General features: G+C 58.0%; 13 protein-coding genes and 1 tRNA gene. 5 read left to right on the top strand and 9 right to left on the bottom strand.

Annotation, left to right across the window (positions count from 1 at the left end; translation table 11 throughout):
- Window positions 1-86: 86 nt before the first annotated feature.
- Complete coding sequence (locus QCBJ_RS24715) at window positions 87-1,250, top strand: MFS transporter (RefSeq protein ID WP_102061796.1); 1,164 nt, start codon at window positions 87-89, stop codon at window positions 1,248-1,250.
- Window positions 1,247-2,440, top strand: a complete 1,194-nt coding sequence (locus QCBJ_RS24720; RefSeq protein WP_102061797.1) for an MFS transporter — start codon at window positions 1,247-1,249, stop codon at window positions 2,438-2,440. Before QCBJ_RS24715 ends, QCBJ_RS24720 begins: the two co-directional genes overlap by 4 nt.
- 46 nt (window positions 2,441-2,486) lie before the next feature.
- Here QCBJ_RS24720 and QCBJ_RS24725 read toward each other — a convergent pair whose 3' ends face one another.
- The 4 genes from QCBJ_RS24725 to QCBJ_RS24740 all read right to left on the bottom strand — a co-directional run bounded on the left by QCBJ_RS24725 (window position 2,487) and on the right by QCBJ_RS24740 (window position 4,952).
- On the bottom strand, window positions 2,487-2,792 hold the full coding sequence (locus QCBJ_RS24725; RefSeq protein ID WP_046034516.1) for a DUF6482 family protein: 306 nt from the start codon (window positions 2,790-2,792) through the stop codon (window positions 2,487-2,489).
- A gap of 23 nt (window positions 2,793-2,815) precedes the next feature.
- Window positions 2,816-3,340, bottom strand: coding sequence for a DUF3833 domain-containing protein (locus tag QCBJ_RS24730; RefSeq protein ID WP_046034517.1), 525 nt, complete (start codon window positions 3,338-3,340; stop codon window positions 2,816-2,818).
- Between the two features lie 139 nt (window positions 3,341-3,479).
- Window positions 3,480-3,728 (bottom strand): CsbD family protein, encoded by a 249-nt coding sequence (locus tag QCBJ_RS24735; RefSeq protein ID WP_102061798.1) that lies wholly within the window; start codon window positions 3,726-3,728, stop codon window positions 3,480-3,482.
- Window positions 3,729-3,998: 270 nt separating this feature from the next.
- Window positions 3,999-4,952, bottom strand: a complete 954-nt coding sequence (locus QCBJ_RS24740) for a LysR family transcriptional regulator (RefSeq protein WP_102061799.1) — start codon at window positions 4,950-4,952, stop codon at window positions 3,999-4,001.
- A 228-nt stretch (window positions 4,953-5,180) separates the two neighbouring features.
- Here QCBJ_RS24740 and gstA point away from each other — a divergent pair, with 228 nt between their 5' ends.
- Both gstA and QCBJ_RS24750 read left to right on the top strand, forming a co-directional pair.
- Window positions 5,181-5,798, top strand: a complete 618-nt coding sequence (gene gstA, locus QCBJ_RS24745; protein WP_102061800.1) for a glutathione transferase GstA — start codon at window positions 5,181-5,183, stop codon at window positions 5,796-5,798.
- A gap of 142 nt (window positions 5,799-5,940) precedes the next feature.
- The gene (locus tag QCBJ_RS24750) at window positions 5,941-6,780 is read left to right on the top strand and encodes an SDR family oxidoreductase (RefSeq protein WP_102061801.1); all 840 of its coding nucleotides are present in this window, start codon (window positions 5,941-5,943) and stop codon (window positions 6,778-6,780) included.
- A 574-nt stretch (window positions 6,781-7,354) separates the two neighbouring features.
- On the opposite strand, the gene QCBJ_RS24755 is transcribed toward QCBJ_RS24750, so the two are convergent.
- The 5 genes from QCBJ_RS24755 to QCBJ_RS24775 all read right to left on the bottom strand — a co-directional run bounded on the left by QCBJ_RS24755 (window position 7,355) and on the right by QCBJ_RS24775 (window position 11,474).
- Window positions 7,355-7,428: transfer RNA gene (locus QCBJ_RS24755), tRNA-Gly, on the bottom strand.
- Between the two features lie 243 nt (window positions 7,429-7,671).
- Window positions 7,672-8,556, bottom strand: coding sequence for an alpha/beta fold hydrolase (locus QCBJ_RS24760; protein WP_012722737.1), 885 nt, complete (start codon window positions 8,554-8,556; stop codon window positions 7,672-7,674).
- Between the two features lie 306 nt (window positions 8,557-8,862).
- Window positions 8,863-9,555 carry a pseudouridine synthase gene (locus QCBJ_RS24765; protein WP_046034518.1) on the bottom strand — a complete coding sequence of 231 codons (693 nt, stop codon included), beginning with the start codon at window positions 9,553-9,555 and terminating at the stop codon, window positions 8,863-8,865.
- The gene (locus QCBJ_RS24770; RefSeq protein WP_046034519.1) at window positions 9,555-9,767 is read right to left on the bottom strand and encodes a cysteine-rich CWC family protein; all 213 of its coding nucleotides are present in this window, start codon (window positions 9,765-9,767) and stop codon (window positions 9,555-9,557) included. The genes QCBJ_RS24765 and QCBJ_RS24770 overlap by 1 nt, the downstream gene beginning before the upstream one ends.
- 84 nt (window positions 9,768-9,851) lie before the next feature.
- Complete coding sequence (locus QCBJ_RS24775) at window positions 9,852-11,474, bottom strand: methyl-accepting chemotaxis protein (protein ID WP_046034520.1); 1,623 nt, start codon at window positions 11,472-11,474, stop codon at window positions 9,852-9,854.
- 262 nt (window positions 11,475-11,736) lie between these two features.
- Between QCBJ_RS24775 and QCBJ_RS24780 the strand changes: the two genes are divergently transcribed.
- Window positions 11,737-12,096, top strand: a complete 360-nt coding sequence (locus QCBJ_RS24780) for a hypothetical protein (protein WP_012722742.1) — start codon at window positions 11,737-11,739, stop codon at window positions 12,094-12,096.
- The last annotated feature ends 12 nt before the right edge of the window (window positions 12,097-12,108 follow it).

The following is a 12,108-nucleotide window of genomic DNA, read 5'->3' on the forward strand; positions in this document are numbered from 1 at the left end:
TGGGTATTGATCGGTCCGAAATCGGTATTGGTTCAGGACCCACCGGCCATTCTATAAAGACCTCACAAAATAAAACGAGAGGTTTCATGAAACCGCGCCTGCATTGTGCCCGCCTTGCCCTGTTCCTGTGTGGCTGCGCGGCGTTCCTCAACCTGTACGCCACCCAGAGCATTCTCCAGACCTTTGCCACGCAGTTTCAGATCAGCGCCAAGGCAGCAGGGTGGAGTATCACCGTGACGACGTTGGCCGTGGCAATGACTGCGCCGTTTGTCAGCCGGCTGACCGGGCGCTTTGAGCAACGCACGGTGATCAGCATGGCGGCCTTGCTGCTGGCGGTGCCGGCGCTGATGACTGCCTATGCCGACAGCTTTGCCGAAGTGCTGGTGTGGCGGTTTGTCGAAGGTATGTTGATCCCTGTGGTGTTTGCCACCAGCGTGGCGTATATCGGCGACCGCTGGAGTGGCGGCACGGTGACGGAAGTCACCAGCCTGTATGTGGCGGGCACTGTGTTGGGTGGCTTTGCCGGGCGCTTTGTCACGGGGGTGATGACCGAATACGTGGGCTGGCGCGAAGCCTTTGAAGGGTTGGCGGTGTTGAGCCTGATGGTGGGCGGGTTTATTCAGTTCTTATTGCCTGTGAGTCGTGCGCGCTCGACGAAGGTTCAGTCCCCATTCTCGGCTGTTTTTCGCAAGCCTTTGCTGGCGGCCTACGCAGTAGGATTTTGTGTGCTGTTCTCCCAAGTTGCAGCGTTTACCTACGCAGGTTTGTACCTGGGATTACCGCCATTCAACCTCGGACCTGCGGCGTTGGGCACGCTTTACATGGTGTTCCTGCTGGCGCTAATCGTTATCCCCATCGCCGGTCGCCTCAGCAAGTCGCGGCCTCACGCCGAACTTCTAAGCGTTGCTGCGCTGCTCGGCATCAGCGGCTCAGCGCTGACGCTGGTGCCTTCGTTGTGGTGCATCGTGGTGGGCCTGGCCCTCAGTTCCACCGGCGTGTTTCTCGCTCAGGCGGCGGCCAACGCCTTTACTGCCGCTACCGCCCGCGATAACAAAGCAAGTGCCGTGGGCGTGTACCTCACGTGCTATTACCTGGGGGGCAGTTGCGGTGCGATTGTCCCGGCGTTGATCTGGGAGCGCTGGGGCTGGACCGGGTGTGTGGCGCTGATTATCACCTTCCAGATACTGACCTTGCTGATCGCCCTGAACGGCTGGAAGCCCTCTGAACCTGAACTGATCCCGACGCCATGAACGACACTGTCGCTGTGCCCGCTCCCGCCTCATCAACCCGTCGACGCACGCTGATCGCCGGCTGCAGCGCCCATGCCGTGCATGATGGCCTTACCGACGTCATCTACGTGCTGCTGCCGATCTGGCAAACGCAGTTCGCGCTATCCTACGCTCAGGTCGGACTTTTACGTGGGGCTTATTCGGGAATGATGGCGGTGTTCCAGCTCATGGCCAGCCGCGCCGCGAAACGCTGGGGCCGTGTGCCGATGCTCGTGGGCGGAACCGCCCTCGCGGGGGCGGCTTATCTAATGGTGGGGCAAGCCACTGGACTGGTGATGCTACTGCTGGCGTTGCTGTTGGGCGGATTGGGCGCCAGTACCCAACACCCACTGGCGTCCTCGATGATCAGCGATGCCTATGAGGACGGTGGCGGAATCAAGCAGGCCTTGGCCCAGTACAACTTCTCCGGTGACATTGGCAAAACCCTGGTTCCCGGTCTGGTCGGCTTGTTGCTCACGGTCATCAGTTGGCGCGCCAGTGCCACGTTCCTGGGATTGCTGGGGTTGGCTGCGGCGGGCTTGTTGTGGTGGCTGATTCCCCGTCAGCCGGACGCCTCGTTGGCGACCCAAAAAAACAAGTCGCCTATCGGAGCCGGCTCTGTCACCGGCCTGCGCGCACTGATCCTCACCGGCACCCTCGACAGCGCCGTGCGCATGGGATTTCTTACCTTCCTGCCGTTTCTGCTGCAAGCCAAAGGTGCGGGCACCGCCGGTATCGGCCTGGCCCTGACCCTGCTGTTTATCGGTGGCGCGTTCGGCAAATTATTCTGCGGCTACCTGGGCGCGCGCATCGGCATGATGAGGACGGTGTGGTTGACGGAAAGCAGCACGGCGTTGCTGATCGTCGCCGCCGTGTATTTGCCGCTGACCGGGCTGATGGTGATGTTGCCGTTGCTGGGCCTGGTGCTCAATGGCACGTCGTCGGTGCTGTACGGCGCGGTGCCAGACCTGGCGGGTGCAGGTAAGCGGGAGCAAGCGTTTGCGGTGTTCTACACCGGCACGATTGGTGGTGGGGCGCTGGCGCCGGTGGTGTTTGGCGGGGTGGGGGACGCATTGGGCGTGCCGATAGCGGTGATGGTGCTGGCGGGGGTGTTGTGGGTGACGTTGCCGTTGGCGTGGGTGGTGCAGCGGGGGGTGGAGAGGGAGGATTGATTGCCTCTTTTCCGGAAACGCAGTTCTGTCCTACACATGCGCAGCCTTAAACGGACGAATCCAGCGTAAACGGAATTCGCAACGCACCAATAGGCCCTTCCCGAACACCGCACATTTCATCGTGTACGCAGTGCTGCACCAGCACACAGGGAAACGGCGGAACCCGTTGCAACAAATCGCGCAAATGCGTGGTGGAGCGGATGCGCAGCGGCTTGGCATCATCGCCCTGCAATGTCATTTCGGCATGATCCAGCTTGACGCGCGCGAGGTAGAAACCACCCTCCAGCGACAGCAGCTGAAGCTCGCGAATTTCACCTTTTACTGCCAATTCAGTCAGCCTGTGCAGATTCATGATTCTCTCCCGTGGTGGGTCATTCACTGACGACGAAAGAACAACGTGACCTGGCCCCATTCGACGCCGAACTTGGTCATGCTGGAGCGGTTGATCAGGGTGTCTTCGTCCATCAGGTACATCCAGTCATCAAAGCTCACCTCGTAGACCGAGCCGTCCACCGGCAGGTTGAGTCGGTAGCGCCAACGCAGTGCGTTACCCGCCACCTCGCCGATCGCCTCGCCGACCACATCACCCGCTCGACCGCGCCAGCGCCCCGGGCCGTCCGGTGTCAGCGTCCATACCCGCTGTTGACGCGTGCCGTCGCTGTACAGGAAGCGCTCGTCGAGAATCAGGGCGTTCCCCTCGCGTCGGCTGGCGATATTCACTTCAAAGCGCTTGGCCACTTCGCCCGAGCGTTTCTGGAAAATCCCCCAAGCCTTGACGGGCTTGCTGAAGAATCGCTCCAGGTCCAGTTGCGGCTGTTGGCCAGCGTAGTGCTCGACGCCTACGTTGGCGCAACTGCCCAAGCTCAAGGCCAGCAACAATGAAACCAATAGACGTGTCATTGCTCGGCTCCGTGATCGTGTGTCAGTGCTTGAACTGAAGTGAGTCGTACATACCGCTCGTGCCCCCGTAGCCCACTGGTGAACACATCTAGAGGCGCGGGGGCGATTAACGCCAAAGACAACGTCCTTTCTTCGTGGCTCAGCGGCGAAACAGACGGTCTAAAACCAGCAGCGCCACTGCACCAATCGCAATTGCAGCAACTGGTTTTTCTCTTACGAACGTAGATACGCTGTCTAGTGCATCGCCATAGGTTTGCGTCAACTGACCAGCAACTTGGCGCCCGGCACCTTCAGCTTCCAGCTTCGAATCACCAAACAGTTTGCCGACTGCGCTCTGCGCTTTGCCGGCAGCCTTTTCTACAACGCCCTCTACCTGTTCGCTCTTCATGATTCACCAGACCTTCGTGTGTAAGTGGGACGCTCAGGTGTCGACCTGAGCTAGAGGTTATCTGCAAAGGATTAGGGGCATGGGTGTCATGAATAGTTCAAAGTTGATGGGCTTCGGTAGCTGTGCGCAATCTCACTGGCCTGAACGGAATGAGGGTACTCCCCAAGGAGGACATTTCGCCATTCGTATCTCTGCTGAAGGAACTTTCCTACTAACTACATCCGCTTCGCAAATCTTGCTCTTGGCAGTGGGGAGGGTCGAAGAGCTTCATCATGGTTGCTTAGGATGGCTGAGATCTTGAGCAAGGCTCATAGGTGTAAGCTGAATTGCGGCATTGTCTTTAAAGACCTCCAATATCCAGTCCACAAAGCAGCGCACACGAGCCGATAAGTGCCTGGAGCCAGGATAGACAATATGAACTGGACGAGGAGAAAAGTGCCAATCTGGTAACACGGGTACGAGCTTTCCGGATCGGACGAATCCTTCAACCGCGAACGGAGCACCAGGGCAGATACCGCTTCCCGCCATGCATGCTGAAATAGCTACATCGGGTTCGTCGAATTGCATGCCATCGCCTGGCTGCAGCGTAAAACGTTTGGGCCCCGACTCTAGCTCCCAGGCAAACGGATTGCGCTCTCTGCCACTGAACCAACTTATTCGCTTAAGTTGCGATAGCGCGTCCACTGTATCTACGCCCCCTATTGAAGCCAAGTAACTGGGCGACGCATACAACCCCATCTGAATGTCGCAAAGGTGTCTAGCGATCATGCTCGAATCCTTGAGCGTGCCACCTCGAATCGTGCAATCAATGCCGTCCTCGAGCAGCTGGCTGATCCGATCCGAGCTGCTCAGTCGCAACTGAATCCTTGGATACCGTACCTGAAAATTGTGCAGCCTTGGAGCAATCACCCAACGTGCGATTGAGACGAGGGAATCCACCCTCAGCCGGCCAATGGGTGTCGCTGTTCCACCATTTAGCGTGGCCTCCATCTCGTCAATCTGCTGCAACAAGACTTGGCACTTATCAAAGTATGCAGCGCCGTCATCTGTAAGGCTCAGGGAGCGCGTCGTTCGATTAAGCAATCTCACACCCAGATGCTTTTCAAGGTCGCTGATGCGCTGGGATACACGCGCCTTGGGGAGATCGAGGGCATCGGCGGCGCGCGTGAAACTGCCGGAATCCACCACCTTCACGAAGGTGGCCATTGCAGTGAGCTTGTCCATCCATTGTTCGCAATTATTGAACCAAGAGTCATTGTGGATCGTATTTTTCTTTTTTGCACGGCCAATTACGATTCAACCCATCACGTAACTTAACTAAAAGTCACCACCCAAAGCGGTCCCTTAAGTTTCTGGATCCAGCCGTACCAAGTGTTTTGCCGGAACGGTCAAAGGACAAAGCCGCCTGGGCTTAATACTCGCGCCCATAAAACCTCTTGAAGGATTTCAAACATGAAACTGTACTACTCCCCTGGTTCTTGCTCGCTGGCTGTCCACATAGTGCTCCGTGAAGCGAACGTTCCTCACGAACTCGCAAAGGTCGATCTTTGGAAGCACAAAACCGAATCGGGCAGCGACTACTACCAGATCAATCCAAAAGGCACGGTACCCGCCCTCGAGCTCGACGGTAATCTGCTGACTGAGGGCCCTGCGATAACCCAGTACCTTGCAGATCGTTACGCCCCCGAGTTGGTACCAGCCAACGGCACGCTGGAACGCGCCCGGCTGCATGAAATGCTGAATTACCTATCTTCTGACTTTCACAAGTCTTTCACCCCTTTGTTCTACTTGGCTGCCAATGCCGATGCCACGGATGCGCAGCGCCCCGTGATTGCCAAGCTGACTTACCTGAATAAAGTTCTGGCTGGCGGTCGCCAGTACATCATGGGTGACACCTTCACCGTCGCAGACGCCTACCTATTCGCGCTCACACGCTGGTGTGCCAACTTCAAAATCTCGCTGGACGCGTTCTCGGAATTCAAAGGCTACATGGCGCGAGTCGAAGCTCGCCCGGCAGTCAAAGCAGCGCTCAAGGCCGAAGGGCTAGAAGAGGCATATGGTCAGCGCTGAGATCTCTTCACATATCTGAAGGGGGTTGAGATCAGCGTGCTGCTACGCGAAGTCAGCGTTGGCGGCTCGACGCTCATTTCAATCCGCAGTGATGCGACCCCATTTTTCTAACTCGTTTGTAGCGGATAGCCTGGAGATTGAAATGTCTAAAAAAATTCTTGTCATAGGTGCGACGGGAACCGTCGGCAGGCCGTTGGTTAAAGGATTGATAGCGCGTGGGGAAGCAGTCAAAGCTGCCTCGCGCCTGGGCCAATCGGTCAACGGCGCGGAGGGGACGCTTTTCGACTTTGCTAATCCGGATACCATTGCTGCAGCATTGGAGGGCGTCAACCGCGCCTATCTATTAATGCCAGCGGGCTATATGAATGTGCAAGCCCTCTTGCTGCCCTTCGTCCAAGCCGCAGCGGCCCGTAATGTGAAGGTGGTCTTCCAGAGCGTCATCGGTGTGGATGCGGATGACTCCATCCCCTATCGTCAAGTCGAGATAGCACTAGAGAAATCTGGGACATCCTATGTGATCTTGCGACCAAACTGGTTCTCGGACAACTTCCATACTTTCTGGAAGCAAGGCCTTGATCACGGTCAAATAGCCCTGCCCGCAGGAGATGGTAAATCTAGTTTCATCGATGCCCGCGATATTGCCGACAGCGCAATAGCGGCGCTGACCACAAGCACGTTCGATGGCAAGGCATTCAATCTAAATGGCCCCGATGCACTTACGTATGCTGAAGCGGCAGTGATCCTTTCCGAAGTTATTGGTAAGCCGGTGCAGTACACCGCGACCTCGGACGAGGCGTTCATCGATATGCTGAAGGGCGGCGGTGTGCCCCCAGACTACGCAGAGTTCATGGCGTCGATATTTTATCCTGTCCGTGTAGGTTGGACGGGCGCAGTGACCAATGATGTCGCTACGCTTACGGGCAAAACACCGCGAACGCTTAAAGCCTATGCGCAGGACAACTTGTCTGCGTTGAGGGCCTAGCCCAAACTGCAGCACGGCCCCACTTTTAAGGTCGTGACGCTTTCACCGCGCGCGACGTTTGGTGTTGTAGGGGCGTTCTGCGACTTCAAAAAAATTCGCCAACACGAACTCAATAAGGTTACCGGAGAATCTTTTTAGTGCTGCGCTATGCTGAAGCCTCCCTAAGGAGCCCAAGCAAATGCCCAGTGAATACTCGTTATCAGACGTGCTGGAAAGGATGTACCAAAACCAGCTCGCCCTAGAGGCGGCCCTGATGGAGCTGACCTGAACTGGTCAAGTAATCTTGGCCACTGATTTGGGCGCTATCATAGCGCCCGATTGAAGTGTCCAAAATCATTAGGCCAGTTCACCATGCCTCCCTGCGTGCCTGATATCTATTGACTGCGTCTGACAGTGATGACCGTTTGCTTTGATGCTCGGTTTTCTTTATTCACAATCTGATGCGAGCGCAGGTGGTCGCTGATTTGCGCGGAGAAAGAGCTGCTTGATTGGGAGATGAGTCAGGATGAGCGAGAGCGCTGATCAGAGAAGGTGGGCGGAGAGCCCGTTTTTACTGGGGGAGGAGCCAACTTTATGGAGCGGGTAGAGGGAATCGAACCCTCAACTAAAGCTTGGGAAGCTTTCGTTTTACCACTAAACTATACCCGCGTTTTGCACGTTCCTATGCTCACAAAACGACTTGTCCTATAAGAACCCTCGTCGCTTGGGAAGCTACTGTTCTACTACCCGCTCAGAGCGGCTGACTTTGTACCAGATGTTCACCGGGATTTGAAGTTTTTCTTCAAAAATGTGTGTGGGAGATGGCTTGCCTGCGATATCGACACCTCGGTGTGTGAGTCACACTTCAGTAAGGCTGTCGCAGGCAAGCCAGCTCCGACACAAGCTTGCATCTCAGATTGCAAACGCATGCTGCGTCTGGCCATGTTGATAACGCAATCGGCTGACCTGCCGCTCCGGTTTCAAGAAGCCCACCACCGCATCCCGACTGTCGCGGCATGCTGCTTTGTGCTCCATGTCCAGAAAATGCCCGGTGGCCTGGATGGTACTGAAGCTGCTGTTAGAAACATGCTGCCCAAACAACTTGGCATCCTGGGCGCTGGTGTACTCGTCCCATTCGCCGTTCAGGAACAACACCGGAATATCGATCTGCTTGGCCGCCTTGAGGTAGCACAGGCGATCGCTGTTCAGCACATGGCTGATGTGAAAGTGCATCTGCCCGTACTCATGCTCGGCCAGGCTGCTCACGTGTTTGTAGTTGAACCGCTTGAACAGTGACGGCAGGTGTTTGCCGATGGTGCTGTTGACCAGGTGGCCGACGCGGTCGCGGTCGAGGTTGCCGAGGTAGTCGACGCCTCGTTCCAGGTAGTCACGCATCGGTGCGTTGATCACCGGGGAGAACGAGCTGATCACGGCTTTTTCCACGCGACGAGGGCGGTGCGCGAGGGCGACCAGGGTGGCGGCGCCGCCCCAGGAAAATGACAGCACGTGTTCGGCGGCAAAGTGGTCGATGAGTTCCAGCAGGAGCTGGCCTTCGACTTCCTTCGTCAGCATTTGCTCATGGCGGTTATGGATTTTGGAACGACCCGCGTAGGGCTGATCGTACAAAACCACATTGAACTGCGGGTACAGGCTTTTCACGGTTTGGGCGAAGGATGCCGTGGTGGCCATGGAGCCGTTGACCAGGATGATGGTCTTTGCAGCAGCGTCCGCGCGATAGAACTCCGTGTAAACCCGGTATTGACCCTGTATATCCAACACAGCGATTTCTGGCCTCATGTCGTAAGACTCCTGGCAAGCGGGTAGGGCGCGCAGATCACTCTGCACGAGCTATGTGACAGGTAGGCATACGCCTGGAAAGTGAGGGCCCATGTCGATCCGATGACGGCTGGCCGACGGGTGTTGTTATGGCGGGCTGTTTGCCGGGAAGGCCCGTAGATCAAGCGCGGGCGGGGCAAGGTGTTTCTTGGAGGTTATAGGCGACTCGCCAGTCATATTTAAACTGGTGATTCTGATTCAAGCAGCAGAGCGGGTGCCCCGCAAGGCGATGGAGCAGTTTTTTGCCCATCACCGGCTGAACGGTCGTCAGACCTGGCGGATTTCGTCGTCAGTCAGTGCACGATATTGGCCCGGCGCGAGGGTCGCATCCAGCACCAACGGGCCCATGCGCTCGCGATGCAGGCCGATTACCTTGTTATCAAAGTGTCCGAACATGCGCTTCACTTGATGGTAACGACCTTCGATGATGCTCAGCCGCGCCGTTGTTGGCCCAAGCAATTCCAGCTCGGCGGGTTGAGTCGTGAGGTCCTCGAAGGCGAAGTACAGGCCGTCGGCAAAGGTTGTCGCATACTCAGGGCCGATGTCCTGTTCGGTCTCCACGTGGTAGACCTTGGGCAGTTTGGTCTGCGGCTGCGTCAGGCGCCGCGACCATTGGCCGTCGTTGGTGATCAGCATCAGGCCGGTAGTGTTGAAATCCAGGCGACCGGCGATGTGCAGTTCATCTTTGTCCGGCTCGTCGAGTAAATCCAGGACGGTCGGGTGTTGCGGATCCGCCGTGGCGCTCACGCAACCCTGGGGCTTGTGCAGCATGAAGTAGCGCGCCGGTTTGCCCGCCTGCAGCACTTCATCGTCCACGCATACGCGGCTGAATGTCCGCACCTCATGATGAGGATCGCTGACGGCCACGCCGTCGATCGACACGCGCCGCTCAACCAGCAACAGGCGCACTTGCTTGCGATTGAACCGAGGCAGGTTGCTGAGGAAACGATCAACCCGCATTACGTCGGCTCAGCGCCACGCAACTGCGCATCGACCTGGGCGCAACGCGGGCACAGGCAGGCTGTGTTGCGCAACTCATCGGGCAGGGCTTGGAGCACTGCGGGGTCGATGGTGACGCTGTAACACCAGCAGGCCTGGTCGACCGTACGTGGGTCAGCCAGGGTGCAGTCGTTGCGGGCCCCGCAGGCGGGGCAAAGGGTTGGCGTGGTCATGGGCAGGTTCGGGCTGGATCGGGCAAGGTTGCGGAGAATCCCGCTGTGCCTTGTACGATACAGGGCCGACCCTGCCCGGGCTACTTAGAGCTGGAACTTGCTGACCAGTACGTTGAACGAGGTGGCCAGGCGCGACAGGTCCTGGCTGGACGCGCTGGTCTGATGGGCACCGGCCGCCGTCTGGGTGGACAGGTCCTGAATGTTCAGCAGGTTGCGGTCGACTTCGCGGGCCACCTGGGCCTGTTCTTCCGAGGCGGAGGCGATCACCAGGTTGCGTTCATTGATCTTCGCCACACTGGCGGTGATCCGTTGCAGCGCTTCGCCGGCGTTCTGCGCCAGGGTCTGGGTGTTGTTGGCCCAGGTCAGGCTCTTATTCATTGCCGCAACCGCATCGTCGGCGCCGGTCTGCACTTCACCAATCATCTTTTCAATATCGACCGTGGACGTCTGGGTGCGATGGGCCAGCGCTCGCACTTCATCGGCGACCACCGCAAAGCCACGACCTTGCTCACCCGCCCGCGCCGCTTCAATGGCGGCGTTGAGGGCCAGCAGGTTGGTCTGGTCGGCGATGCCGCGGATCACATCGATCACCTTGCCGATTTCCCGCACCTGGCCGGCGAGGTCTGCGACCGACTGCGTGGAGTCGTTAATCTCGACCACCATCGAACTCATGCCGGACACGGCCTGTTCCACTTGCTGACGGCCATCTTCGGCTTCGGTGGTGGCCTGGCGCGAGGCTTCAGAGGTCGAGACGGCGTTGCTGGCCACTTCGTCCACGGCTGCGGTCATCTGGTTGACGGCGGTGGCCGCTTGCTGGATCTCATCATTCTGACGGGTCAGGCCACGGCTGCTTTCATCGGTGACCGCACTCAGTTCTTCGGCGGCCGATGCAAGCTGGTCGGACGCGTTGGCGATTTCCACCAGGGTGCTTTTCAAGCCGCCCTGCATATCCGACAGCGCCACCAACAGTTGCCCGGCTTCGTCGGTACGCTCGGTGGTGATGGCTTGGGTCAAGTCGCCCTTGGCAATGCGTTGTGCACTCTGCACGGCCTGAGCGATGGGGCGAGTGATCAGGCGGGTGATCAATACGCCGACAGTCAGGGCGATGATGAAGGCCAGCACAATGCCGCTGATCATCCACGTCAACGCGCTGTTGCGCAGTTCGTCGGCGGCGACCGCCCCCTCTTTGATCTGGCGGTTATTGGATTCGATCATCACGCGGATCAGCTCGCGCGCCTGACGGAAGACTTCATTGTTGGTGGTATTGAGCTGGGTGCGGGCCTCATCGACCTGGTTGCCGTCGAGCAGCGACATGATGCGTTCGGAGCTGCTGATGTAGGTGGGCAGGATCTGGTCGAGTTTGTCTCCCGCTGCGCGTTCATCATCTTCCAGCGGCGTTGCGCGGTAGGTGGCGTACGCAGCTTGGCTGCGCTTGAGTTCCTGGGCGATATCCTGGCGCACGCGTTCACGATCCTGGGCGGACACTTCGCCTTTGCTGGCATCCATCAATCGATACAGGCCCCGGTTATGGGCCACCAAGCCATTGAGGGTAGCGGCGGTGTTGCTCACGGAAACCAGGTTGTTGGAGAACGTTAGCTCTAATGCCGTGGCGAGGCGCACCACGCCTTTGATGCCCAACAAGCCGACCCCGAGGGTGACCAGCGCACACAGTAGAAATGAAAGCAGCAGCTTGGTTGAGATTTTCATGGCTTGAATCCGACGGTAGTAACGGAGGACGCACGGTAGAGCCTCCCTGGCCTGGTGCAGTGTCATAGTGACATCATCGCAATCGACAAAGTTTCGATCCAGACAAATTAACTGAATCGATAAAGCCTGCGCAGATGTATCAAGCTGTTGCAAGAACGCACCAGATTCCGTTTTTGATGTCAGATATTTCGTCATTCAGCGAAAGCTGGATGCCGCCCTCCCGCGTCGCTGGAGGTGCTCTTCCGCGGTCCAGGAGGCCGCCATGTATCGACGACTGCTGCTCAGCGCTTTACTCGGTCTGACCCTTTCTGCTTGTGTGCCTTATTACGATGGAGGCCAGAGCTACTATCGATCCGAGGTCTACACCTCACCGGCACCGGTGTATTACTACGGGGGTGGCACGGCGTACCCGTACCGCCGTGATTACTACCCTGCGCCGCGCTATTACGCGCCCCAACCGCGTTATTACTCGGCCCCGCGCTACTACCAGCCGGCCCCGCGTTACTACGGACCGCGTGCCGGTTACCGGCCTTATCCGAACCAAGGCTGGGGCGGCGATCGTTGGGGCAATGGCGGGCACGGCCGCGGTGACCATGGAGGCGGTCGCGGCGGTCATCGCTGACCGGTCTGTAGT

Source organism: Pseudomonas sp. QC2, assembly GCF_002859085.1.
Lineage (GTDB): Bacteria > Pseudomonadota > Gammaproteobacteria > Pseudomonadales > Pseudomonadaceae > Aquipseudomonas > Aquipseudomonas petroselini.

Excerpts from the sequence above, each read along its gene's own strand:
- QCBJ_RS24715 (WP_102061796.1), top strand. The coding sequence starts at position 87 with ATGAAACCGCGCCTGCATTGTGCCCGCCTTGCCCTGTTCCTGTGTGGC.
- QCBJ_RS24720 (WP_102061797.1), top strand. The coding sequence starts at position 1,247 with ATGAACGACACTGTCGCTGTGCCCGCTCCCGCCTCATCAACCCGTCGA.
- QCBJ_RS24725 (WP_046034516.1), bottom strand. The coding sequence starts at position 2,792 with ATGAATCTGCACAGGCTGACTGAATTGGCAGTAAAAGGTGAAATTCGC.
- QCBJ_RS24730 (WP_046034517.1), bottom strand. The coding sequence starts at position 3,340 with ATGACACGTCTATTGGTTTCATTGTTGCTGGCCTTGAGCTTGGGCAGT.
- QCBJ_RS24735 (WP_102061798.1), bottom strand. The coding sequence starts at position 3,728 with ATGAAGAGCGAACAGGTAGAGGGCGTTGTAGAAAAGGCTGCCGGCAAA.
- QCBJ_RS24740 (WP_102061799.1), bottom strand. The coding sequence starts at position 4,952 with ATGGACAAGCTCACTGCAATGGCCACCTTCGTGAAGGTGGTGGATTCC.
- gstA (WP_102061800.1), top strand. The coding sequence starts at position 5,181 with ATGAAACTGTACTACTCCCCTGGTTCTTGCTCGCTGGCTGTCCACATA.
- QCBJ_RS24750 (WP_102061801.1), top strand. The coding sequence starts at position 5,941 with ATGTCTAAAAAAATTCTTGTCATAGGTGCGACGGGAACCGTCGGCAGG.
- QCBJ_RS24760 (WP_012722737.1), bottom strand. The coding sequence starts at position 8,556 with ATGAGGCCAGAAATCGCTGTGTTGGATATACAGGGTCAATACCGGGTT.
- QCBJ_RS24765 (WP_046034518.1), bottom strand. The coding sequence starts at position 9,555 with ATGCGGGTTGATCGTTTCCTCAGCAACCTGCCTCGGTTCAATCGCAAG.
- QCBJ_RS24770 (WP_046034519.1), bottom strand. The coding sequence starts at position 9,767 with ATGACCACGCCAACCCTTTGCCCCGCCTGCGGGGCCCGCAACGACTGC.
- QCBJ_RS24775 (WP_046034520.1), bottom strand. The coding sequence starts at position 11,474 with ATGAAAATCTCAACCAAGCTGCTGCTTTCATTTCTACTGTGTGCGCTG.
- QCBJ_RS24780 (WP_012722742.1), top strand. The coding sequence starts at position 11,737 with ATGTATCGACGACTGCTGCTCAGCGCTTTACTCGGTCTGACCCTTTCT.